Annotated in this window: 17 protein-coding genes; 10 read left to right on the top strand and 7 right to left on the bottom strand. The window is 71.0% G+C overall.

Features of this window, described 5'->3' with window-relative positions:
* Positions 1–1,284: a type VII secretion-associated serine protease mycosin gene (mycP, locus tag TTY48_RS04915; protein WP_220656440.1), complete on the bottom strand. Its 1,284-nt coding sequence runs from the start codon at positions 1,282–1,284 to the stop codon at positions 1–3.
* Positions 1,284–2,777: a type VII secretion integral membrane protein EccD gene (eccD, locus tag TTY48_RS04910; protein WP_220656439.1), complete on the bottom strand. Its 1,494-nt coding sequence runs from the start codon at positions 2,775–2,777 to the stop codon at positions 1,284–1,286. Before eccD ends, mycP begins: the two co-directional genes overlap by 1 nt.
* A gap of 189 nt (positions 2,778–2,966) precedes the next feature.
* Here eccD and eccCa point away from each other — a divergent pair, with 189 nt between their 5' ends.
* Positions 2,967–6,977 (top strand): type VII secretion protein EccCa, encoded by a 4,011-nt coding sequence (gene eccCa / locus TTY48_RS04905; protein WP_220656438.1) that lies wholly within the window; start codon positions 2,967–2,969, stop codon positions 6,975–6,977.
* Here the strand turns inward: eccCa and TTY48_RS04900 are convergent.
* Both TTY48_RS04900 and TTY48_RS04895 read right to left on the bottom strand, forming a co-directional pair.
* A complete protein-coding gene (locus TTY48_RS04900) occupies positions 6,974–8,344 on the bottom strand; it encodes a hypothetical protein (protein WP_220656437.1) in 1,371 nt (456 codons plus the stop codon). The two genes, eccCa and TTY48_RS04900, sit on opposite strands and share 4 nt — an antisense overlap.
* Positions 8,345–8,405: 61 nt before the next feature.
* Entirely contained in the window at positions 8,406–9,779 is a 1,374-nt protein-coding gene (locus TTY48_RS04895; protein WP_220656436.1) for a hypothetical protein, read from the bottom strand.
* Positions 9,780–10,031: 252 nt separating this feature from the next.
* Here TTY48_RS04895 and rplM point away from each other — a divergent pair, with 252 nt between their 5' ends.
* The 7 genes from rplM (at position 10,032) to TTY48_RS04860 (ending at position 15,356) form a co-directional block, all read left to right on the top strand.
* Positions 10,032–10,478: a 50S ribosomal protein L13 gene (gene rplM, locus TTY48_RS04890; RefSeq protein ID WP_220656435.1), complete on the top strand. Its 447-nt coding sequence runs from the start codon at positions 10,032–10,034 to the stop codon at positions 10,476–10,478.
* A complete protein-coding gene (rpsI, locus tag TTY48_RS04885; RefSeq protein WP_255585505.1) occupies positions 10,475–10,978 on the top strand; it encodes a 30S ribosomal protein S9 in 504 nt (167 codons plus the stop codon). Before rplM ends, rpsI begins: the two co-directional genes overlap by 4 nt.
* 94 nt (positions 10,979–11,072) lie before the next feature.
* The gene (gene glmM, locus TTY48_RS04880; RefSeq protein WP_220656434.1) at positions 11,073–12,407 is read left to right on the top strand and encodes a phosphoglucosamine mutase; all 1,335 of its coding nucleotides are present in this window, start codon (positions 11,073–11,075) and stop codon (positions 12,405–12,407) included.
* Positions 12,408–12,449: 42 nt separating this feature from the next.
* Complete coding sequence (locus TTY48_RS04875) at positions 12,450–13,142, top strand: HAD family hydrolase (protein WP_220656433.1); 693 nt, start codon at positions 12,450–12,452, stop codon at positions 13,140–13,142.
* Between the two features lie 72 nt (positions 13,143–13,214).
* Positions 13,215–13,523, top strand: a complete 309-nt coding sequence (locus TTY48_RS04870; protein WP_220656432.1) for a hypothetical protein — start codon at positions 13,215–13,217, stop codon at positions 13,521–13,523.
* Entirely contained in the window at positions 13,516–15,165 is a 1,650-nt protein-coding gene (locus TTY48_RS04865) for a hypothetical protein (protein WP_220656431.1), read from the top strand. The genes TTY48_RS04870 and TTY48_RS04865 overlap by 8 nt, the downstream gene beginning before the upstream one ends.
* Positions 15,166–15,173: 8 nt before the next feature.
* Positions 15,174–15,356, top strand: a complete 183-nt coding sequence (locus tag TTY48_RS04860; protein WP_220656430.1) for a hypothetical protein — start codon at positions 15,174–15,176, stop codon at positions 15,354–15,356.
* Positions 15,357–15,375: 19 nt separating this feature from the next.
* On the opposite strand, the gene TTY48_RS04855 is transcribed toward TTY48_RS04860, so the two are convergent.
* Positions 15,376–16,764, bottom strand: coding sequence for a GntP family permease (locus TTY48_RS04855; protein WP_220658452.1), 1,389 nt, complete (start codon positions 16,762–16,764; stop codon positions 15,376–15,378).
* A gap of 114 nt (positions 16,765–16,878) precedes the next feature.
* Entirely contained in the window at positions 16,879–17,883 is a 1,005-nt protein-coding gene (locus tag TTY48_RS04850) for a tripartite tricarboxylate transporter substrate binding protein (protein ID WP_220656429.1), read from the bottom strand.
* A gap of 125 nt (positions 17,884–18,008) precedes the next feature.
* Between TTY48_RS04850 and TTY48_RS04845 the strand changes: the two genes are divergently transcribed.
* Both TTY48_RS04845 and TTY48_RS04840 read left to right on the top strand, forming a co-directional pair.
* On the top strand, positions 18,009–19,604 hold the full coding sequence (locus tag TTY48_RS04845; protein ID WP_220656428.1) for an ATP-binding protein: 1,596 nt from the start codon (positions 18,009–18,011) through the stop codon (positions 19,602–19,604).
* On the top strand, positions 19,601–20,281 hold the full coding sequence (locus TTY48_RS04840) for a response regulator (RefSeq protein ID WP_220656427.1): 681 nt from the start codon (positions 19,601–19,603) through the stop codon (positions 20,279–20,281). Before TTY48_RS04845 ends, TTY48_RS04840 begins: the two co-directional genes overlap by 4 nt.
* Before the next feature lie 9 nt (positions 20,282–20,290).
* On the opposite strand, the gene TTY48_RS04835 is transcribed toward TTY48_RS04840, so the two are convergent.
* A complete protein-coding gene (locus TTY48_RS04835) occupies positions 20,291–21,136 on the bottom strand; it encodes a dienelactone hydrolase family protein (RefSeq protein ID WP_374758682.1) in 846 nt (281 codons plus the stop codon).
* Positions 21,137–21,162: the final 26 nt, after the last annotated feature.

Raw genomic sequence — 21,162 nt, 5'->3', positions numbered from 1 at the left:
CTAGTCCCGGCGAGTGCGCCGGGACAGGCAGAAGGCGGCCGCCGCGACGGCGAGCAGGCCCGCACCGGCGAGTGCCGTGGTACGCGGCCGGTCGTCGCGCGGTGGCGGCGCCGGCAGGTCGAGGCTCCCGGCCCTGGTGGCCCCGTCGGGCAGGTCCGCGGTGAGTGCCGCGACCGGGTCGACGATGCCCGCGCCCAGCGCCCCGGCAGGCAATGCGGCGGCGTCGCGGGCGGTGGACAGGATCCGGGCCCGCACCTGGGCCGCGGTGAGCTGCGGGAAGCGGGCGCGCACCAGCGCGGCGACGCCGGCCACGTAGGGCGCGGCGAAGCTGGTCCCCGCGAGCGGGGTGATGCCCTCGCGGGTGGTCTGGCCGTTCACCAGCCCGCCGCCGCGCGGTTCGAGCGTGGTCACATCGGTGCCCGGTGCGGCGACGGCCACCCACGGTCCGGCGAGGGAGAACGAGGCCGCGCGGCCGTCCGGTTCGGTGGCCGCCACGGTGATCACGTGTTCGGAGAACCGGGCCGGGGAGGCGACGGTGACCGGTGATCCGGGTGTCTCGTTCTGCGCCGAGCACGCGCCGTCGCGTCCCACGTTGCCCGCGGAGGCCACCACGACCACGTTGCGGTCGAAGGCGAAACGCACGGCGCGGCTGAGCGCATCGTCGCCCAGGTTCGTTCCCGCGCCGCCGCAGGCCACCTCGGAGATGTTGATGACGGTGGCGCCCAGATCGACCGCGCGGGTCACGGCGTAGGCCATCGTGGTCACGTTCCCGTGGCTGTTGGCGCCGCGGTCCTTGGGCTCGAAGGCCTGGCTGGCCTGCCGGATCGCGATGATCGACGCACCGGGAGCGACGCCGACGAAGGCATCGCCCGGCGCCGGCCGCGCCGCGATGATGCCCGCCACCGCGGTGCCGTGCGCATCGCAATCGTCGCGGCCGTCGCCCGAGGAGACGTAATCGCCGCCGGGGATCACCTCGCCCAGCCGCGGGTGCGGTGTGACCCCGGTGTCGATCACCGCCACCTTCTGGCCCTCGCCGCGGGTGAACTTCCACGCCTGGTCGTAGCGCAGCGAGCGGAGCGCGTGATCGGCACGGGTGTAATCGGTCCCGGGCACGGTCTTGAGGGTGTGGCACTGCGTCTTCTGCACGGTCGGAGCGAGCGGGGCGATGGGGCCCCGCGGCGCACCGTCGGGCGGTGGATCGGAGGCGGGCGGCGCGGCGCCGGCCGGGGCTCCGACGGCCACCAGCAATCCCGCGGTCGCGATCCCGACGAGCGCGCGCCGCATCACAGGTTCCGGACGGTGGCGTACACGTCCCACACCCACCCGAGCAGCGGTCCCGCAGCCGCGATGGTCAGGTACTCACCGAGTTCCGCGAACCGTCGCTGGATGGGACTGAAGGTGATGCGAGGCGCGCCCACGCCGCAGGCCACGGCCAGTCCGGCGATCGCGGCGAGCGTCACCAGGCCCAGCACCGGCCACACGCCGTAGCCCCACGCCAGGCTGGTCGCGGTGCCGATCGCCACCGCGCTGCCGCCGAGGATCACCGAACCGGCCTGAACCGGATCGCCGTGCGTGCGACCGCGGAGGCAGTACGCGATCGCGATCACGGCGGCGAAAGCGATGTGGTGCAAGGGGAGTTCGCGTGCCACCGCTCCCACGAGGAGCGCGGCGATCGACCCGGCCGCCGCGGCGCCCACGGTGATCCCGGAGCACACCTGCTGTGCGTACCCGGTGCGCGGCGGCGCCCCGGCCTCCTCGCTCAGGCCGACAGCGACGGCGCCGACCCCCGCGACGGTGGGCGGCGGCTCGTCGTCGATCGGATCGATCCGTTCGCCCGCGGCGGGCACCTTCGGCAGCGGCAGTCGCGCGACCGATGCGCCGATCCGGGCGGCGAAGGTGATCACGATGTACGCGGCCACGGCCACGGTCGCGGCGATCGCAGCGCGGCGACCGGGCAGCCACAGCGCCGCGAACAGGGCGGGCGCCACCACCGCGGCGGCGGTGATGACGGCGATGTGCACCACCGTTCCGCGGCCGGTGATGCGCAGCGCGACAACGGCGGTCACCGCGGCGGCGACCACCCCGAGCAGGGCGTGCGGGGCGCCGTAGCGGCCGTCCACCCCGAGCGGGACGGCGAGCACACCGGCGGTGGCGGCGAGCACCGTGGCGCAGCTCGCCAGGGCGGTGGGCACGGGCCCCGAGCCGGTGAGGCGTCGCACCGAGGTACCGGCACCGACCAAGAGCAGGAGCGCGGCGCCCGCAGTCCACAGCAGCGCGAAAACACCGTCCACCGCGGGGCGGGCACCGGATTCCCCGCGCGGCCCGAGCCCGAGGCGCAGGCTCACCGCGGCGGTGGCCAGCGTGGCGCCGGCCAGCACGATCAGGCCCACGATCATCGCGGCGCGCTCGTTCCACCGGGTACCGGTCGCGAGATCGCCCGCCGCGGTGTCGAAGACGTCGTCGAACACGGCGGGCGGCGGCGCGGCCTCCGCGACGAACAGCACCAGCAGGTCGCCCTCGGTGATGCCCGCATCCGCGGGCGTCTGCGGCCCGGGCAGCGGTTCGCCGCCCACCGGTGCCAGCCGCCACGGCCGGGCCCATGCGGCTTCCGCGGTACCCGAGATGCGATCGCCGAAGAGCCGGATCAGCTCCGGGATCAACACCTCGGTCGGTGTCTGCAAGGGCAGTGAGACATCGACCTGCGCGCCCCCGCACAGCACCGACACGCGGCTCAGCCGCGCAACCTCCGTCTCCGTGCCCTCCACCAGATCGGTCATAGCGTCCCCCTCGCATGCCGTTCTCCAGGCCCGCGACCGGGCCCGATGTCAATTAGACGCACGAGCGGGCCGATCGGTTCCACTTCCGACGAAGTTCGTCGAAGGGCTCGACGGCGGCGGCCCGGCAGTGCACAGTGGTGGCACGACGGCGCGTGGGGGCGCGCCGCAGGTGTGTGGGGGAGGCCGTTCGTGGCTGACGTGGTGTTCGAGCCGGTCACCGAGGGATTCGCGCGCAAGCAGCGCCTGGCGCCGCCGCGTGCCCCGGGGGGCGAGGTGGCGCTGCAGGCACCGCCCGAGGTGCCGCGCGCCGTGCCGGGCGGCCTGCTGGGCAAGCTGCTGCCGGTGGTGATGGTGGTGGCCGTCATCGGCATGGTGGCGCTGATGTTCACCTCGGGCAGCACCATGATGCAGAGCCCGTTCATGATGATGTTCCCGCTGATGATGCTGATGTCGATGGCCGGCATGTACGGCATGAACGGCAATCGCAACGGGCCCAACGCCGCCGAGCTCAACGAGGATCGCAAGGACTATCTGCGGTACCTGGGGCAGGTGCGCGGTCAGGTGGAACGCACCCGCGGTGAGCAGCGCGCCGCGCTCGAGTGGATCCATCCCGATCCCGCCGCGCTCGCGGGGTGCGTCGGCACCCGCCGGATGTGGGAGCGCCGGCCCAGCGACCCCGATTTCCTGCACGTACGTGTCGGCATCGGGAGCCAGCGGCTGGCCACCCGGCTGGTGCCGCCGGAGACCGGCCCGCTCGAAGACCTCGAACCGGTGTCGACGGTGGCGCTGCGCCGGTTCGTGCGCCGCAACGCGGCGGTGCCGGGGCTCCCGGTGGCGGTGGCCCTGCGCGGTTTCCCCGCGGTCGGGGTCGACGGTCCGCGCGCCGCGGCTTACGACGCGGTGCGCGCCGTGTTGCTGAGCCTGGTGACGCTGCACGGTCCCGATCACGTGCGGATCGCGGTCGCCACCGACGATGCGGAATCCGCCGAGTGGTCCTGGCTCAAGTGGCTGCCGCACGCGGCGCACCCCACGGCATCCGACGCGCTGGGGCCGATCCGGTTGATCTTCGGCTCCGCGGCCGAGCTGGAGGACTCCATCGGGCCCGACCTCGCGGATCGCGGTGCCTTCGCCCGCGCCACCCCGGTGGACCCCACCCGGGTGCACCACGTGATCGTGCTCGACCGCGGCATCGTGGTCACCCCCGGTGGCCCGCTCGACGCCGCCGTCGGGATCGACGGCGTCACCCTCATCGACCTGAGCCCCGAACCCGGGGCGCTCGCCACCCGCAGTGGCCTGCAACTGGTGGTCGACGAGAGCGACCGGCTCGGCGCCCGTAGCGCCGCGGGGGTCGAGTTCTTCGCCCGCCCGGACTCGGTGACAGCGGGCGGCGCACAGGTGACCGCGCGCCGGATCGGCCGCTACCGGCCGGCATCGGTGGCGCAGCTCGTCGACTTCGACGCCGACGCGGGTCCCGGCGATCCGGGGCTTCCCGCGCTGATCGGGCTGTCCGACGCCGCGGCCGTGAGCCCCGAGACCGCGTGGCGCCCGCGCACAGCGCGGGAGCGGCTGCGTGTGCCGATCGGTGTGGGGCCGCGCGGCGAGCCGGTGGAACTGGACCTGAAGGAGGCGGCCGAGAACGGGATGGGCCCGCACGGGCTGTGCATCGGCGCCACGGGTTCCGGCAAGAGTGAATTCCTGCGGACGCTGGTGCTGTCGATGGTGGCCACGCACCCGCCGGAGGCGCTCAACCTGGTGCTGGTCGACTTCAAGGGCGGCGCCACCTTCCTCGGGCTCGAATCGCTCAACCACGTGGCGGCGGTGATCACCAACCTCGAAGAGGAGATCGCCATGGTCGACCGCATGCGCGATGCGCTGTCGGGCGAGATGAACCGTCGCCAGGAGCTGCTGCGCCGGGCGGGCAACTTCGCGAACGTCGGCGAGTACGAGAAGGCCCGCCGGGCGGGAGCCCCGCTGGACCCGATGCCCGCGCTCGTGGTGATCGTCGACGAGTTCTCCGAACTGCTCTCGCAGAAACCGGATTTCGCCGAGCTGTTCGTGGCCATCGGCCGCCTCGGCCGGTCGCTGCACATCCACCTGCTGCTCGCCTCGCAGCGGCTCGAGGAGGGCAAGCTGCGCGGCTTGGACTCGCACCTGTCCTACCGGATCGGCCTGAAGACCTTCTCGGCCAGCGAATCCCGCGCGGTGCTGGGCGTTCCCGATGCCTACCAGTTGCCGTCCACGCCGGGCGCGGGATACCTCAAGTTCGACGCCGATCCGCCCCGCCGGTTCCATGCCAGCTACGTCTCCGGCGAGTACGTACCGCCGCAGGTGGCGGTGGCCGGTACCGCACGCTTCGGTTCCAGCGCCGCCGCGGGGCCGGTGCGGCTGTTCGGGATCGAGCCGGTCCCGGTGGAGCAGCCGCAGCGCACGGGCCTGCCCGACGGCCTCATGCGCATCCCGGCGCAGCCCGGCGATCCGGCGCCGAAGCGCGAGCCCGTCGGTTCGGGGATGTCCGTGCTGCAGACCATGGTCGGCAAGCTCTCCGGTCACGGCCTCCCGGCGCACGAGGTGTGGCTGCCGCCGCTCGACGAGTCGTCGGCCGTCGGCGAGCTGGCGGAGCACCTGCGCCGCGTCGACCAGACGCCCCTGCGGGTGGCCGTCGGCATCGTCGACCGGCCGTACGATCAGCGCCGTGACCTGCTGGTGGTGGACCTGTTCGGCGCCCAGGGCAACGTGGCGGTGGTGGGCGGCCCGCAGTCGGGTAAGTCGACCGCGCTGCGCACACTGATCCTGTCGTCGTCGCTCACGCACACCCCGCGGCAGGTGCAGTTCTACGTGCTCGACTTCGGTGGCGGTTCGCTCGCGGGCCTGTCCGGCCTGCCGCACGTGGGCTCCGTCGCCGGACGGCTCGATCCGGACCGGGTCCGGCGCACCGTCGCCGAGGTCACCTCCGTGATCCGGCGGCGGGAGGCGGCCTTCCGTGAGCACGGCGTGGAGTCGATGGCGCAGTACCGCGACCATCCTGCGGCGCAGCGCGATCCGTTCGGTGACGTCTTCCTCGTGATCGACGGATGGCAGGTGCTGCGCACCGAGTTCGAGGCCCTGGAGCCGCAGGTGAACGCGATCGCCGCGCAGGGACTCTCGTACGGCGTGCACCTGGTGATCGCCGCGTCGCGGTGGGGCGAGGTGCGCCCGGCGGTCAAGGACCAGCTGGGTACGCGGATCGAGCTGCGGCTCGGCGACCCGATGGACTCGGAGATGGGACGCCGCGTGGCCTCGCTCGTCCCGGTCGGGCGTCCCGGTCGCGGCCTCACGTCCGAGCAGTTGCACATGCTGGTCGCGCTGCCCTGCGGCGCACCGTCCGAGGACGTGCCGGTGGCGCAGGCCGCCGCGGTGGCCGAGATCGCCGCGCAGTACGAGGAGCGCGCGCCCGAGGTGCGGATGCTGCCGGAACGGGTGCAGCTGGACCGGATTCCGGCGCGGCGCGGCGCACCGTCGACGCACGCCGTCCTCGGTATCGGCGAGTCCGAGCTGGCCGCGGCCACCCTGCAGTTCGAGTCGCAGCCCTTCTTCCTCATGCTCGGCGAGACTGAGTGCGGTAAGACGGAGGCCCTGCGCACCCTGATGACCTCGCTGATCGCGGCCGGCACGCCGAAGCAGACGAAGATCCTGCTGGTGGACTACCGCCGCACGCTGCTCGGCGCGGTGGAGGGCGAGCATCTCGCCGGTTACGCCTCGACCGCGGAGACGTTGACCACCTTGGTGAACCAGCTCGCCGAGGTGCTCAAGGGACGCTGCCCGGGGCCGGACGTCACCCCGCAGCAGCTCAAGGAGCGGTCGTGGTGGACCGGTCCCGATGTCTACCTGGTGATCGACGACTACGACCTGGTCGCGGGCCCGGCGGGCAACCCGCTCAGCCCGCTGATGGACCTGCTGCCGCAGGCCCGCGATGTGGGCTTGAAGGTGGTGATCGCCCGGCGCAGTGGTGGTCTCGCGCGCGGTATGTTCGAGCCCTTCCTCGCCCGGGTCCGCGACCTCGGTGCCGATGGCCTGGTGATGAGCGGTTCCCGCGACGAGGGCACGGTGCTCGGCTCGGTGCGGATGAGCCAGATGCCGCCCGGTCGCGGCACCTGGGTCTCCCGCGCCCGGGGCACCGAGCTCATTCAGGTGGCCATGGTGCACCCGGACGAGGAGGCCTAGTTGCCCTGTTCGGCGCTGGGCGCGCCCCATTCGTCGTCGGGCTGGATCAGCCGGATCCGGGAGCGGTCGCGCTCCATGAACCGGCGCTCGTAAACACCTTCGACACGCTTGCCGTCGACGGTGGCCGAGACGTACAGCCGTTCGCCGTCCAGCCGGGTGGTCAGGGGCAGCGGCGCATCGCCCTTGTTCTTGCGGAGTTCGAGCACGTCGCCCTTCTGCTCGGTGAGCCAGGCGGTGGTGTAGCCGGACACCTCCTGGGTGACCACGCTGTCGTAGCCGGTGCTGAACATCTTCAGGGTGGCGTTGTCGGCGTTGCCGCGCAGGGTGATCGCGAGATTCGGCCACGGGGCGGGCCCGCGGTCGGTGAGCGCCGCGGGCCGCCCGTCGATGGTGAACGACGTGGCCCGCCAGGTTCCGTCCAGGTCCGAGCGGGGCGTGTGGATCACGTAGTACAGCACGCCGCCCTGCACGATGCCGGTGATCAGGACGAACGCGGTCATGATCGATTTCAGCGAATAGCCGGTGACGCGCACCCACTTCCGCTGCGCTCCGGCGACGGGCAGCGCGGGCACCGGGTGTGCGCCGTCGCGGTTGAAGGCCACCAGCAGCAGCGGCCGCCAGTACCGGGCGGTGAGGGCGACGGCGATCACCAGCAGCTCCCAGGCCACCAGTTTCACCGGCACGTCGTAGAACAGGTCGAGGATCGCGACCTGCGTGGTCGCGACGATCGCCACGATCGATCCGACCAGGGCGGTCCGGCGGAACAGCAGCAGCAAGCCCGCGGCGAGCTCGATCAGCCCGGTCACGATCGAGTAGCCGTCCGAGGCGCCCATGAATCCCCACAGCGTGTTGAACAGGCTGGTGTCGCCGGTGAGCTGGAGCTGATGAGCCGGCAGCTGCATGAAGCCCATCTGGGTGGGGATCGCTTTGGCGAAGCCGTAGTAGAGCATCGAGATCGCCAGGCCGTACCGCGCGAAGATCTCCAGGAGCCCGCCCAGCGATCGGTAGTTCGGGCGATCGCTCTTCCGGGCGAGCGCCGTCCAGACCGCGACGATCACCAGGCTCACCAGGATCCAGCCGAGGTGCATGCACCACATCCACATCTGATCGCCGCCCGAGGCGAGCACCACGTCCACGCCCTCACCGCGGGCGGCGTAGCTGCCGATCTGGGCCAGGGCCCACCAGATTCCGGTGACGTACCAGAGGGATCCGAGTCCGATGTTGCCGTACACCGACAGCAGCAGGAGTCCGCCGCCGGTCACGAACAGCAGCCGGAAGGCGACCTTCTGGCCGTCCGTCCAGCGGGGCTCCGGCGTGGCCGCGTCGGTGTCGGCGACGGGCGGCGCGGGATTCTCGGGTGCGGTCATATCTGAAGGGTAGGGATCGTTCACCACATCTCCTAGTGACAGTTGTCATCGATCGCGACGGTCACGGGAACACCTCGATCGGTCGCTGCGGATCGGGTTCGGGGTGGGTGAACTTCACCTTCTCGGAGTCCCGAAGCATCGCTCGCCGTTCGTAACTCGCCGCGATCCGCTTGCCGTCGACGGTGCCCACCAGGGTCAGGTGATCGGCGTCGGGCTGGCGGTACTCCAGGCGCACGGGTTGATCGTCCTTGCGGCGCTTGATGTCCAGTGTCGTCTCATCGACGGTGAGGAACCAGGGGGTCACCCGGGCGGCGGTGTCCTGGGTGACCAGGTTGTTGTAGCCATCGCCCTCCGACGCGATCAGCCCGGGGCCGCGGTAGGTGATCGCGATATTGGCCCAGGGCAGTCCGTCCTCGTCGGCGCCGAGGGTCGCCTGGCGACCGTCGATGTGGAAGGAGGTGGTGTGCCAGGTCCCGTCGAGGGTGGTGCGCGGGGACTTGATCACGCTCAGCGACAGCACCCCGATCGTCGCGGGCAGCACCAGCATGACCACGGTGACCAGCCCGGCCAGTCCCGTGCCGGTCCGGCGCAGCCAGGTGCGGTCGGCACCGGCGGCCGGCCAGATCGTGGGAGCGGGCCCGGAGGTCTTGCCGAGCACGGCCCGCAGCATGTTCGGCCAGTACGGCGCGAGGATGGCGACGGCGATCACCAGGAATTCGAAGGCCAGGAACTTGACCGGCACGTTGTAGAAGGTGTCGAGCAGGACCACCTGCCCCATGGACACGATGGCGCCGAGCGCGCCCACCGCCCAGGTCCGCCGGGACAGCAGGAGCAGCCCGGAGATCAGCTCGACCAGGCCGGTGACGATGGAGTAGCCGTCGGAGGCGCCCATGAATCCCCACAGCACGTTCATCCGGCTCACATCGCCCGACGGGGTGAGGGCGTAGCTGGGCAGGGCCATCGCGCCCATCTGGGTGGGGATCACCTTCGCCATGCCGTAGAAGATCATGCCGATGGCCAGCGCGAACCGGGCCACCCGCCACAGCAGGCCGCCCAGTGAGCGGTAGTCGGTGCGATTGCGGTCCAGCAGCGACCAGATCGCGGTGATCACGAGCCCGACCACCAGCCAGCCCAGGTGGTACTGCCAGATCGCGAGTGTGTCGCCGGTGCCGGTGATCTGCGGCGGGTTGTAGTCGGTGCCGCTCACGGCGGCCCAGAGCCGGGCGAACACCGCCTGGACCGGCGGCATGATCGGCGCGAGGAACAGGCTGCCGAAGACGGCCAGGATCAGCAGTCCTCCACCGAGGGTGAAGAGCAGCCGGAAGGCCACCTTCTGTGCGGTGGTCCAGGGCTGCGGGGCCGACGGTGCGGCATCGTCGGGGGAGTCGGACGGTAGGTCGGCGGACGGCGTCACCGGTGTGGTCGGAGTGGACATGAGGGAAAGGTAGGACGAGTGATGGCACCGTCACATCGGGGAAGGCCCCGGTTCGTCCCCTGATTCGTCCCCGGGGTGCGTCCTCGCGTTTTGACCTGCACCCCAGGTCCCGCGTACTCTGGTGCGCTGGTGTGTGGCGCCGCGCTGCCCTGATGGGGTGGTGCGGAGTCGAGTCCCGGGTCTCCGTTGGTCGCCGGGAGTGCTCTCGCTGCGCACGGGACCGGCACCGAACCATCGAGCAGAGGACCTCCTGTGCCTACTTACACCCCGAAGGCGGGTGACGTGACCCGCCAGTGGCACGTCATCGACGCTTCTGACGTGGTGCTCGGCCGCCTCGCCGTCGCAGCTGCCAACCTGCTGCGCGGCAAGCACAAGCCGACCTACGCCCCCAACGTGGACGGCGGCGACTACGTCATCATCATCAACGCTGAGAAGGTCGCCCTCTCGGGCGCCAAGCTCACCGACAAGCGGCACTACCGCCACTCGGGCTTCCCGGGCGGCCTGCGGTCCCGCACGATCAGTGAGGTGCTCGGCTCCACGAACCCGGAGCGCGTGGTGCAGAAGGCTGTTCTGGGCATGATCCCCAAGAACAAGCTGGGCAGCGCCATCGGCGGCAAGCTGAAGGTCTACGCCGGCCCGAACCACCCCCACGCCGCGCAGCAGCCGGTTCCCTACGAGATCAAGCAGGTGGCTCAGTGAGCGACGCGATCGAGACCAACGAGACCGACGCCGAGGTCGTTCCCAACGAGTACACCTCGGAGACCCCTGAGGCTTCGGCCGAGACCCGCGCCCCCCGTGGCCCGGTCGTCGTCGAGCGCCCCATCCAGACCGTCGGTCGCCGCAAGGAGGCCGTCGTGCGCGTGCGCCTGACCGCCGGCACCGGCAACTTCGTGCTGAACGGCCGCACCATCGAGGATTACTTCCCCAACAAGCTGCACCAGCAGCTGGTGAAGGACCCGCTGGTCACCGTTGAGCGCCTGGAGTCCTTCGACATCGCCGCCAACCTCTCCGGTGGCGGCCCCTCGGGTCAGGCCGGCGCCCTGCGCCTGGCCATCGCCCGCGCGCTGATCGAGGTCTCGCCCGAGGATCGCCCCGCGCTCAAGCGCGCCGGCTTCCTCACGCGTGACCCGCGTGCCGTCGAGCGCAAGAAGTACGGCCTGAAGAAGGCCCGTAAGGCTTCGCAGTACAGCAAGCGCTGATTGCAGGCTCTTCGCACAGGGCAGGCACTCGCATTCGTGCGAGTGCCTGCCCTGCCGCGTTTCTCCACCACTTCTCTGCAGTGAGGAATTCTTCATGGGGCGTCTGTTCGGGACCGACGGTGTGCGCGGCCTGGCGAATAAGGACCTGACCGCCGATCTCGCACTGCGGCTGTCCGCCGCCGCGGCGGCGGTGCTCGGTGCGCACGATCCGGACGGCACCGACCGTCCCTTCGCCGTGGTCGGCTGGGACCCCCGCGCCTCCAGTGAGATGCTCTCCGCCGCAGTCTCGGCGGGCCTCACCAGTGCCGGTGTCGACGTGCTGCTCGTCGGCGTGATGCCCACGCCCGCCGTCGCGCACCTCACCGCGGAGTACGACGCCGCACTCGGCGTGATGATCTCCGCCTCGCACAATCCCATGCCGGACAACGGCATCAAGTTCTTCGCCCGCGGCGGGCACAAGCTGGAGGACGCCCAGGAGGACGCGATCGAAGCGGCCCTGGACGATCCGGCTCCGCCGCGTCCCACCGGCGCCGGGATCGGGCGCGTCAAGCGCGCCTTCGACGCCGTCGATCGCTATGTGGCGCATCTGGAGTCGGCCGTGCACCGGTCCCTCGCCGGACTCACCGTGGTGGTCGACGCCGCCAACGGCGCCGCCGCGACGGTGGCCGCCAAGGCCTACCGCGATGCCGGTGCCACGGTGATCGCGATCCACGACGTGCCCGACGGCCTGAACATCAACCGCGACTGCGGTTCCACGCATCTGGAGAGCCTGCAGGCCGCGGTGCTCGCGCACGAGGCCGACCTCGGACTCGGGCACGACGGTGACGCCGACCGCTGCCTCGCGGTCGACGCGTCCGGACGGATCATCGACGGCGACGCGATCATGGCGATCCTCGCGATCGCGATGGACGAGGCCGGCGAGCTCACCGACCACACGCTGGTCGCCACCGTGATGAGCAACCTCGGCCTGCATCTGGCGATGCGCGCGGCGGGAATCACCTTGCGCACCACCGCCGTCGGTGATCGCTATGTGCTGGAGGAGCTGCGTTCCGGTGGCTACGCGCTGGGTGGCGAGCAGTCGGGGCACGTGGTGCTCCCGGGCTTCGGTACCACCGGCGACGGTGTGCTCACCGGGCTCAAGCTGATGGAGCGGATGGCGCAGACGGGACGCTCGCTGGCCGAGCTCGCCGCGGTCCTCACGGTGCTGCCGCAGGTACTGGTGAACGTGCGCGTGATCGACAAGGCCGCCGCGATGGCGGCGCCGGCGCTCACCGCCGCGCTCGCCGCGGAGGAGGCCGCCCTCGGCGAGGAGGGGCGCATCCTGCTGCGTCCGTCGGGGACGGAGCCCCTGGTGCGCGTGATGGTCGAGGCCCCCACGGAGGAGGCCGCCCGCAGCACCGCCGAGCGGCTCGCCGGCCTGATCGGCTGACCCACTGGTCGAAACGTTTCGATTGGCGGTAGCATCGGGCCCATGACCAGTTACCGCGGCGTGCTCTTCGACTTCTCCGGGACCCTCTTCCGGCTCGAACCCGACCCGCAGTGGTTCGCGGGTCTCGCCGGTCCGGACGGTCATCCGCTCGACGACGCCGCGCAGAGCGAGCTGCTGTACCGGATGACGGTGCCCGTCGGCGTGCCCGTCCCGATGGACGACGATGCCCTGCGCACCTGGCACGCCCGCGACCTCAGCTCCGAGGACCACCGCAACGCCTACCTGCACGTCATGGCGTCCTCCGGGGTCACCGACGCGGACGAACGCAGCCGGCTCTACGGCGAGTTCTCCGATCCGCTGAACTGGACGATCTATCCCGATACGGCGGCCGTGCTGCGGGCGGTGCGCGATGCCGGTCTGAAGGTGGGGGTGCTGTCCAACATCGGTTACGACATCCGGCCCGCGTTCGAGCGCGAGGGGATCGACGGGCTGGTCGACGAGTTCGTCCTCTCCTTCGAGGTGGGCCACGTGAAGCCCGACGCCGAGATCTTCCGGGTCGCGTCCGCCGCGCTGGGCCTGCCGCCCGAGGAGGTCCTGATGGTCGGCGACAGCGCCGAGGCCGACGGTGCCTCGCGCACCATCGGCTGCGGCTTCGCGCAGGTCGACCCGGTCCCCGTGGCACAACGTCCGGACGGACTCCTCGTCGCTGTCCGGGGTGCCGGCGCCATCGCCTGAGGTCGGGCGGAACCGATCCGCCCGCTGATGCGTCCAATGGGTGTAGGGGACCTACGGGCGATGGGGGATCGCATGGCCGGAACCGAGATCGATACAGCCGTAGTGGCCGGGGCGGGTGGCAAGTACTCGACGGTGGCGGACAACCTCGGGACCTCTGCCACTGCCTTGCGTGCGGGCTCACTGTCGTCGGACAAGTTCGGACGCGAGTACGCGGACGAGGGCGAGAAGTGGAATGCGGCGATCACGGCTCTTGCCGCCCGTACGGACGCCTGGCGGGATGCGGCGCGGGCGATGGGAGTGGGACTGAACGCGTCGGCCGCCGCGCACAAGACCACGGATACCACCGGTGCGGCCGATGTGAAGGGCGCTGGGCGTGGCTGATCGCACGATCGATTCGATGCTCGACCTCGGCGCCGCGCCCTTGCAGTACTTCCGGATCGTGTTGAACGTGGCCTCGATGATTTCCGCGAAGCAGTGGCCGGACTGGCGTGATCACTTCTGTCGGGCCTACGACAACGAGCGAGGTACTGACCTCGAAGCCTTGCGCTCCGATGCGGCGAAGCTGCGCAAGGCGGCGTCGGTTGCGCGGCAGGCGGCCACGGACCAGTCCGCCGCACGGGGTGACGTCGACCGCGGATGGCCGGATTCGGCCGGGCGTTCCGCGTTGGTCACACTCGACGCCCACCAGAAGCTGAGTACCCCCATCGCGGATTCGCTGGAGGCTTCCGCCACCGCGGCGGATGCAGCCGATGGCGCGGTCGTTGCGGCGGTCGCGCAGAAGGTCGCCAAGCTGAATGCCGAGTTCACCGCGGCCGAAACGGAGACGCTCTCCCAGCAATTCGAGACCATGCCTCGCGGGATGCTGCTCGACGCGGAGTTCGTCGCCAATTTCGAAGCGCGGCTTAGCCAAGACGTGGAACTGTTCGATTCGATCATCGCGGAGGCGCGGACAGCGATCGAGAAGGCGTACGCAGCGGTACCCGCCGCAGCGAAGGTGGATACCTCCGCTTTCCCCGCCCCACAGTTCGATACGTCACCGGGCGGTGGCTCGACGAATGGCGGCACGACGAACCCCGGCGGCACCTCACCCGGTGGCGGCGGCACCACATCGCCGGGCGGTGGCGGGACCACCTCGCCCGGTGGCGGGTCCACGGGAGGCGCCGGCACCGACGGCTCGACCGGAGGATCGACAGGCGGGAAGACCGGCACCACGTCACCGTCGGGCCTCACCACCGGCACCCCGACGGCGACGACGCCCACAACCGGGATCACGCCGGCCAGTACGACGCCCGCATCGGCGACACCGTCGTCGACCAACCCGCTGTCCGGGCTGAGCGGATCGTCGGGGAGCGGCGGCATGCCCTCGTGGCTGTCGCAGCTGGTACCGAAGATCGCCGAGCAGCTCGGCCTCGGGAAGACCGACGACAAGACCGATGCCAAGGACGGCAAGGACGGCAAGGACGAGGCCAAGGGCAAGGACGACAAGAACGGCACGTCCGGGACGAAGGACGCGCAGGGCAACACCGTGACCGCGAAGCTCAGTCCCGACGGCAAGACCGTCGACGTCACCGTCACGAAGCCGGACGGCACCCAGGAGAAGGCCACGCTCAAGGTGGGCGAAGACGGCAAGCTCACCCTCGACGATGCGAAGGACAAGCCCGCGGGCACCGTCCCCGCGGGAGCGACGCCGAGCGATAAGCCCTCCGCCGGCACCGCAGGTGCTGGAACCCCCGGGGGCGCTGGAACCACTGGCGCCGGAACCACTGGCGCTGGAAACCCGGGCGCCGGAACCACAGGCGGCGCGGCGAACACCGGTACTCCCGGAGCATCCGTCGGCGGAGCGTCCCAGGGCGCCACGCCGTCGGCGTCCACGGGCCCCGATCCGGCCGCTGTCTCCCCGGCGCCGGGACCGAAGTCCGGCGCACCGCAGCAGGGGGATCAGACCCCGAGTGCACCCGCCGAGGAGCCGTGCCCGCCCGAACAGCAGGGCAGCGGCGCCGAACTCGCCGTCACCGTCCCCTAGGAGGCCCGATGCTGCCCGACGAGACGCCCGAGGAGGCGCACGCCCGCGCGATCCGCGCCGCGGAACGCCAGGACATGTTCGACCACCTCATCGAGGCCTTCGGTATCGAGGTTCCGGCCGAGCCGATCACCCGGCCCATCCCGGTGATCCGCGCCGACGACGAACACGATTCCTGGCTCAGCGCCGGCTGACCGCCGCGGGGCGCGGTCGTCAGGCGGCGCTGCCGAGGGCGAACACGAGGCAGGCGAAACCGAAGCCCACCACCGAGATCAAGGTCTTCGTCACGCTCCACGTCTTGAACGTGGTGGGCACGTCCATGTTCAGGATCCGGCCGATCATCCAGAAGCTGGCATCGTTGACGTGCGGGAAGATCGACGATCCGGCGGCCAGGGCGAGGATCACCGCGGTGGTCTGCACCGGGTTCAGGGCCGCCGCGGTCACCGAGGCACCCAGCAGCCCGGCCGATGTCGTGATCGCCACCGTCGCGGTGCCCAGCGCGATGCGCAGGATCGCGGCCACGATGAACACCGAGACGATCAGCGGCAGACCGATACTGCCGAGCACCGACGACAGTGCGCCACCGATCCCGCTGGCCAGGAAGATGCCGCCGAACATGCCGCCCGCACCGGTGATCAGGATGACCGGCGCCACCGGCCGCAGCGCCTGATCGAGGAGGTCCTCGATCACCGACGCCGATTTCCCGCGCCGCACACCCAACACGGCGATGGCCACCAGGAGCGTGATCAACAGCGCGATCGGCGTGGAGCCGAAGACCGATGCCAGCGCCGGGTAGGTGTTGTCCTTCGCGAGCGTGCCGGTCTTCACCAGCGTCGCGAGCGCCGTGTTGGTGAGGATCAGGACCAGTGGCAGGAACAGCAGCGCCAGGATGATCCCGGGCCGCGGCGGATTCTCGACCCGCTCGGTCTCCTTTCCGCCGCTGAGGAAGTCGGGGACGGGGATGAAGATCTTCTTGCCGATGAAGATGCCGTACAGGTAGCCCGCGATGAACCAGGTGAGCACCACCACGGGCAGGCCGATCACGATCACCAGGCCGATGTCGCCGCCGAGCAGCACGGTCGAGGCCACCGCGCCGGGGTGCGGCGGGAGGAAGACGTGCATCGCGGACAGCGCTGCCGCCGAGGGGATGGCGTAGGTCAGGACGCTGCCGCCGAGCTTGCGGGCCACGGCGAAGATGATGGGCAGCATCACCATCAGGCCGGCGTCGAAGAAGATCGGGAAGCCGAACAGCAGCGATGCGACCCCGAGGGCGAGCGGCGCTCGCTTCTCACCGAAGACGCGGATCATGGTGTCCGAGAGGGATTGCGCCGCGCCACTGCTCTCGGCGAGGCGGCCGAACATCGCGCCGAAGCTGATCAGGAGGGCCACCTCGCCGAGGGTCTTCGCGAGCCCGCCCTCGAGTACCTTCATGATCGCGCTCACCGGGATCCCGGTGGCGAAGGCGGTCGCGATCGAGGTCACGCTCAGGGCCAGCAGCGGGTGCAGCTTGAACCGGAGGATCAGCACGAGCAACCCTACGATCGCCACCAGCGCAATGCTCAGCAGCATCGCCGTGGGCATGGTCTGTTTCCAACCGTCGATCATCGGGTTCCTCCGGGTTGTCGGTGTGTGGATGCGTCATCGGGCGCTCGCGGGCATGCGAGAGCGCCGGGCGGCGAGATGAGTGGAAAGAAGGGGATTCGGAGGGCAGGGATCTCAGGTCCGGCCGAGATCGCGGAGGGCCTTCGCCACGCGCTCCTCCTGCTGGGCGAGGAACTTCTCGAAATCGGTGCCGGTCGAGAATTCGTCGGTCCAACCGTTGCGGCGCAGCGCTTCCTGCCACTGCGGCGAGGACCGCATGCGGGCCAGCATGTCGACCAGGGCCCGGCGCCGGCCGGGTGTGATGCCCGGCGGCGCGAGCACGCCGCGCCAGTTGTTGAAGGTTAGGTCCACTCCGGCCTCCCGCAGTGTGGGGGCGTCGATTCCGGGAACCCGTTCCCGGCCCGATACGGCGAGCACGCGGAGACCGCCGCCGGCGATCTGGCTGCGGTACTCCCCGGTTCCGGAGACGGCGGCGTCCACCCGCCGGCCGAGGAGCGCGGTGAGCAGATCACCGCCGCCGGAGTACTGGGAGAAGTCCACGCGGGCGGGGGCGATGCCGAGTGTCCGGGCGAGCTCCATCGGGAACAGGTGGTCCGGGCCTCCGGTGAACGATCCGCCGCCGATCCGCACGGCGCCGGGGTCCTGCCGCCATGCGGACAGGAAATCGTCGACGGTGCGGAACCGCGACTGCGCCGGCACGACGATCCCCTCCTGATCGTCGATGAGCCTCGCGAGCGGTGTCGCATCGGTGGCGCGGTAGGTACTTCGGACTGCGGAGCACGCGCCGATCACGCCGAGCCCCATCATCATGATGAGCGAGCCGTTGCCGCGCTCGTTCATCAACCGCGCCATCGCGACCGTGCCGCCCGAGCCGATCACGTTGAAGGCGTCGCACCGGGCCACGGCCTTCGTGTCCTCCAGGGTGCGTGCCGCCGTCCGTGCCGTGAGGTCGTAGCCGCCGCCGGGGCTGTGGGGCACCATGAACCGCAGATCGCGCGGCGCCCCGTCGGCCGCCCGCCCGCATGCCGACGATGCCCCGGCCAGCGCCAGGCCGGCTCCGACCACGAAGGCGCGGCGGCCGATCGGCCGCGCCGTCGCGTTGCGGATTGCGAGAGTCATCGTCACACCGGTAATACTGGACTACGACGTGATCTGCATCACGTATGTGAAAGAAACGGAAGTATTGAACGTTGTGGTCATGGGCGTCCGGCGCGGTCGGGGCGGCGGCACGCCGGTCCCGGAGCATGGCTGCGCAGTTCCTCGTGCTCCAGCTCGCGGTGATCGCCGCCGTCCTCCTGGTGGTGTCCGTCGCCTCGGTCCACCAGTCGACCAATGAGTTCCGCGCGATCCGCGGGCAACGGCTCTCCGCCGCGGCGGAGAATCTCGTCGCCACGCCCGTGGTGCGGGACGGGATCGACGACCCCGCGCGATCCTGGGTGCTCGCGCCCGAGGTCGATCGCGCGGCCGCCCTGTCGGGGGCGCGGACCGCGGAGATCATCGCCCCGGACGGCACCGTGATCGCCTCGACCGACCCGCGCCGCGTGGGTACCGTCACCGGATTCGGTCCGAGCGATGTTCTCGCGGGACGCGGCTGGTCGGGCGACCTCGACGTGAGCGGGCAGCGATCGATCGCCGCGCACGTCCCGGTCCTGCGCCCCACGGGGGAGGTGGTGGCCGTCGCCGCGGTCAGCGAGGCCTATCCCAGCCGGTTGTCGCTCCTGCGGGGCGCGAGCGGACTGCTCGTGCTGTACCTCGGGCTGGGGGCGGCCTTCGGACTCGTCGGGTCCTGGCTGCTCGCCCGCAGGATCAAGCGGCACACGCGCGGCCTGGAGGTCGACGAGATCGCCTCCCTCGCCGACCATCGCGAGGCACTGCTGCACAGCATCCGCGAGGGCGTGGTCGCCGTGACCGACGACGGGGTGATCACCCTCGCGAACGACGGGGCGCGGCATCTGCTCGCGCTCACCTCGGATGCGCTGGGGCGCACCGTCGACGAGGTCCCGCTGGAGCCCGCCGTGCGGGAGTTCCTGCGCGCCGGACCGATGGAGACGGACGTCGTCCTGGTGACCGCCGAGCGCGTCCTCGTGCTCAACCGGCGACCGGCATCGAGCCAGGGGAAGAGCATCGGCTCCGTGACCACCATGCGCGACAGCACCGAGGTGGCCGATCTGCAGAACCGCCTCAGCTCGCACAAGGGCGTGACCGACACGCTGCGGGCGCAGACGCACGAGTTCGCGAACCAGCTGCACACGATCTCGGGGCTCGCCGAACTCGAGGAGTACGCGGCGGTGAAGGATTTCGTGGCGGTCCTCACCCGGCGGCGCGCGGCGATCAGCGACGCCGTCACCTCCCGCATCGACGATCCCGCAGTCGCCGCGCTGCTCATCGCCAAGGTCTCGCTCGCGGCGGAATCGCTGGTGACACTCGAACTGACGGAGGATTCCGCACTGCCGCAACTGGATCCGGCACTGTCCGCCGATGTGATCACGGTGCTCGGCAACCTGGTGGACAACGCTCTCGACGCCTGCGTCGGCGGGCCCGACGCCCGGGTACTGGTGCACATCGAGGACGACGAGGAGGAGGGGATCGTGATCGAGGTGCAGGACACGGGGCCGGGGGTTCCGGAGGAGCTGCGGTCCCGATTGTTCACGCGCGGAGTCACATCGAAGGCCGCCGATCTCAGTGGCCGCGGCATCGGACTGGCGCTGGTCCGCATCGTCGCGCACCGGCACGGCGGTACCGCCGAGGTGGTGGACCGGAGCTCCGGCGGTGCACGGTTCCGGGTGCGCCTGCCCGGGCACGGTCCGGATCGCGCCCCAGCGGTGCGGAGCCGAACATGACCGAGGCCGTCCCGGACCTCCGGGTACTGGTGGTGGACGACGATTTCATGGTGGCCGAGATCCATCGCCGTTTCGTCGATGGGACACCGGGATTCCGGTCGGTCGGGATCGCCAGTACCGCCGAGCAGTGCTGGGAGCGGATCGCCGAGCTGGAGCCCGATCTGGTGCTGCTCGACGTGTACCTCCCCGACGGATCGGGACTGGATGTGCTGCGCCGGATCCGGGCCGAGGGCCGCGATGTGGGCGTCATCATGATCACCGCCGCGCGGGAGGTGGATGCGGTCTCGGCGGCGCTGCACGGCGGCGCCAACGACTACCTCGTCAAGCCCTTCGACACCGCCCAGCTGCGTCGCAAACTCGAAGGATTCCGTTCCCGGAAGCGGATTCTGGAGGCGACGGAACACACGGATCAGGGCACCATCGACGCGCTGTTCGGCGGCACGCGGTCCGCCTCATCGCCCATGCCCAAGGGGCTCAGCACCGAGACGGGCGCACTGGTGCTCGAGGTGGTGCGCGCGCGGGGCGAGGTCTCCGCAGCCGAATGCGCGGACGGTGCCGGACTGTCCCGCGTGAGCGCGCGCCGCTACCTCGAGCACTTCCTCGTCACGGGCGCCGTCGACATCCGGTTGCAGTACGGCCGGGCGGGCCGTCCGCAACGGCTGTACCGCGCCGTCTGACCGGAGTCCTCAGACCAGGCTGCGGAGCCGCTCGCGCATGCTCGGCTGCTCGGGCTCGGCGTTCGGATCCCACACCACCGCGAGATCTCCGAGATCCGCGTCGCGCTCGGCGAACACCTTGTACTCGTCGTCGCCGCCCACGGTGGCCAACAGGAAGCCGGTGAGCAGGGCGCGCACCGACTTCTGCGTGTTCTTGTCCGATCCACCGGCCCCGAGTGCACCGCGCACCGAGATGCCCTCGGCCAGGCCACCGGCCTCCGCATCGGGAACGATGCGCAGCTCCGTCGGACCCGTGTACCGCAGCGACAGCGCCGCGGCGTTCGAGGTCATCGACTGCTCGTCACCCGGCGCCGCCACGATCAGCGCGGGCGCGGTGGTGCCGGTCGCGGCCTGCTCGGCCTGCGGCGACGTGGGCGAGGGGAACAGCGCCGCCACCGCCTCCACCCGGCGGTCGGCCGCGGCGGCGATCAGTGCGGCGCCCACACCGAAACCGTCGCCCACCACCGAGCGGCGGGCCTTGTTCACCGTGATGTCGCCGTCGCCGAGCCGCACCTCGGTGATCACATCGAGTGCGGTTCCCAGGTCGATCGCCAGCCGGGAATCGGAGGGCATCACACCGCGCTCGGTGTCGGGCGCCGCCACCACCAGGCCCCACGAGGCCAGGTGCTCGAGCGTCTTGCGGTACCGCTTCACGGGCGTCAGCCAGTCGTGCGCGAAGGCCACCGCGGGCAGGTTCACGCCCGCCTCGGGGGTGTAGATCAGGCCCGGCACGCCGGCCACGCCCAGATCCCCCTTGAGCACGCGGTGCGGTCCGCGACGCTTCAACTGCTTCACCAGCTTGTTCGCATCGGTCACGCCGCTCACGTTAGTCGATCTGACGT

It is taken from the genome of Tsukamurella sp. TY48, from assembly GCF_019656655.1.
Lineage (GTDB): Bacteria > Actinomycetota > Actinomycetes > Mycobacteriales > Mycobacteriaceae > Tsukamurella > Tsukamurella strandjordii.
This window is presented reverse-complemented; position numbering and strand designations above follow the sequence as displayed.

Excerpts from the sequence above, each read along its gene's own strand:
- mycP (WP_220656440.1), bottom strand. The coding sequence starts at position 1,284 with ATGCGGCGCGCGCTCGTCGGGATCGCGACCGCGGGATTGCTGGTGGCC.
- eccD (WP_220656439.1), bottom strand. The coding sequence starts at position 2,777 with ATGACCGATCTGGTGGAGGGCACGGAGACGGAGGTTGCGCGGCTGAGC.
- TTY48_RS04900 (WP_220656437.1), bottom strand. The coding sequence starts at position 8,344 with ATGACCGCACCCGAGAATCCCGCGCCGCCCGTCGCCGACACCGACGCG.
- TTY48_RS04895 (WP_220656436.1), bottom strand. The coding sequence starts at position 9,779 with ATGTCCACTCCGACCACACCGGTGACGCCGTCCGCCGACCTACCGTCC.
- glmM (WP_220656434.1), top strand. The coding sequence starts at position 11,073 with ATGGGGCGTCTGTTCGGGACCGACGGTGTGCGCGGCCTGGCGAATAAG.
- TTY48_RS04875 (WP_220656433.1), top strand. The coding sequence starts at position 12,450 with ATGACCAGTTACCGCGGCGTGCTCTTCGACTTCTCCGGGACCCTCTTC.
- TTY48_RS04870 (WP_220656432.1), top strand. The coding sequence starts at position 13,215 with ATGGCCGGAACCGAGATCGATACAGCCGTAGTGGCCGGGGCGGGTGGC.
- TTY48_RS04860 (WP_220656430.1), top strand. The coding sequence starts at position 15,174 with ATGCTGCCCGACGAGACGCCCGAGGAGGCGCACGCCCGCGCGATCCGC.
- TTY48_RS04850 (WP_220656429.1), bottom strand. The coding sequence starts at position 17,883 with ATGACTCTCGCAATCCGCAACGCGACGGCGCGGCCGATCGGCCGCCGC.
- TTY48_RS04845 (WP_220656428.1), top strand. The coding sequence starts at position 18,009 with ATGGCTGCGCAGTTCCTCGTGCTCCAGCTCGCGGTGATCGCCGCCGTC.
- TTY48_RS04840 (WP_220656427.1), top strand. The coding sequence starts at position 19,601 with ATGACCGAGGCCGTCCCGGACCTCCGGGTACTGGTGGTGGACGACGAT.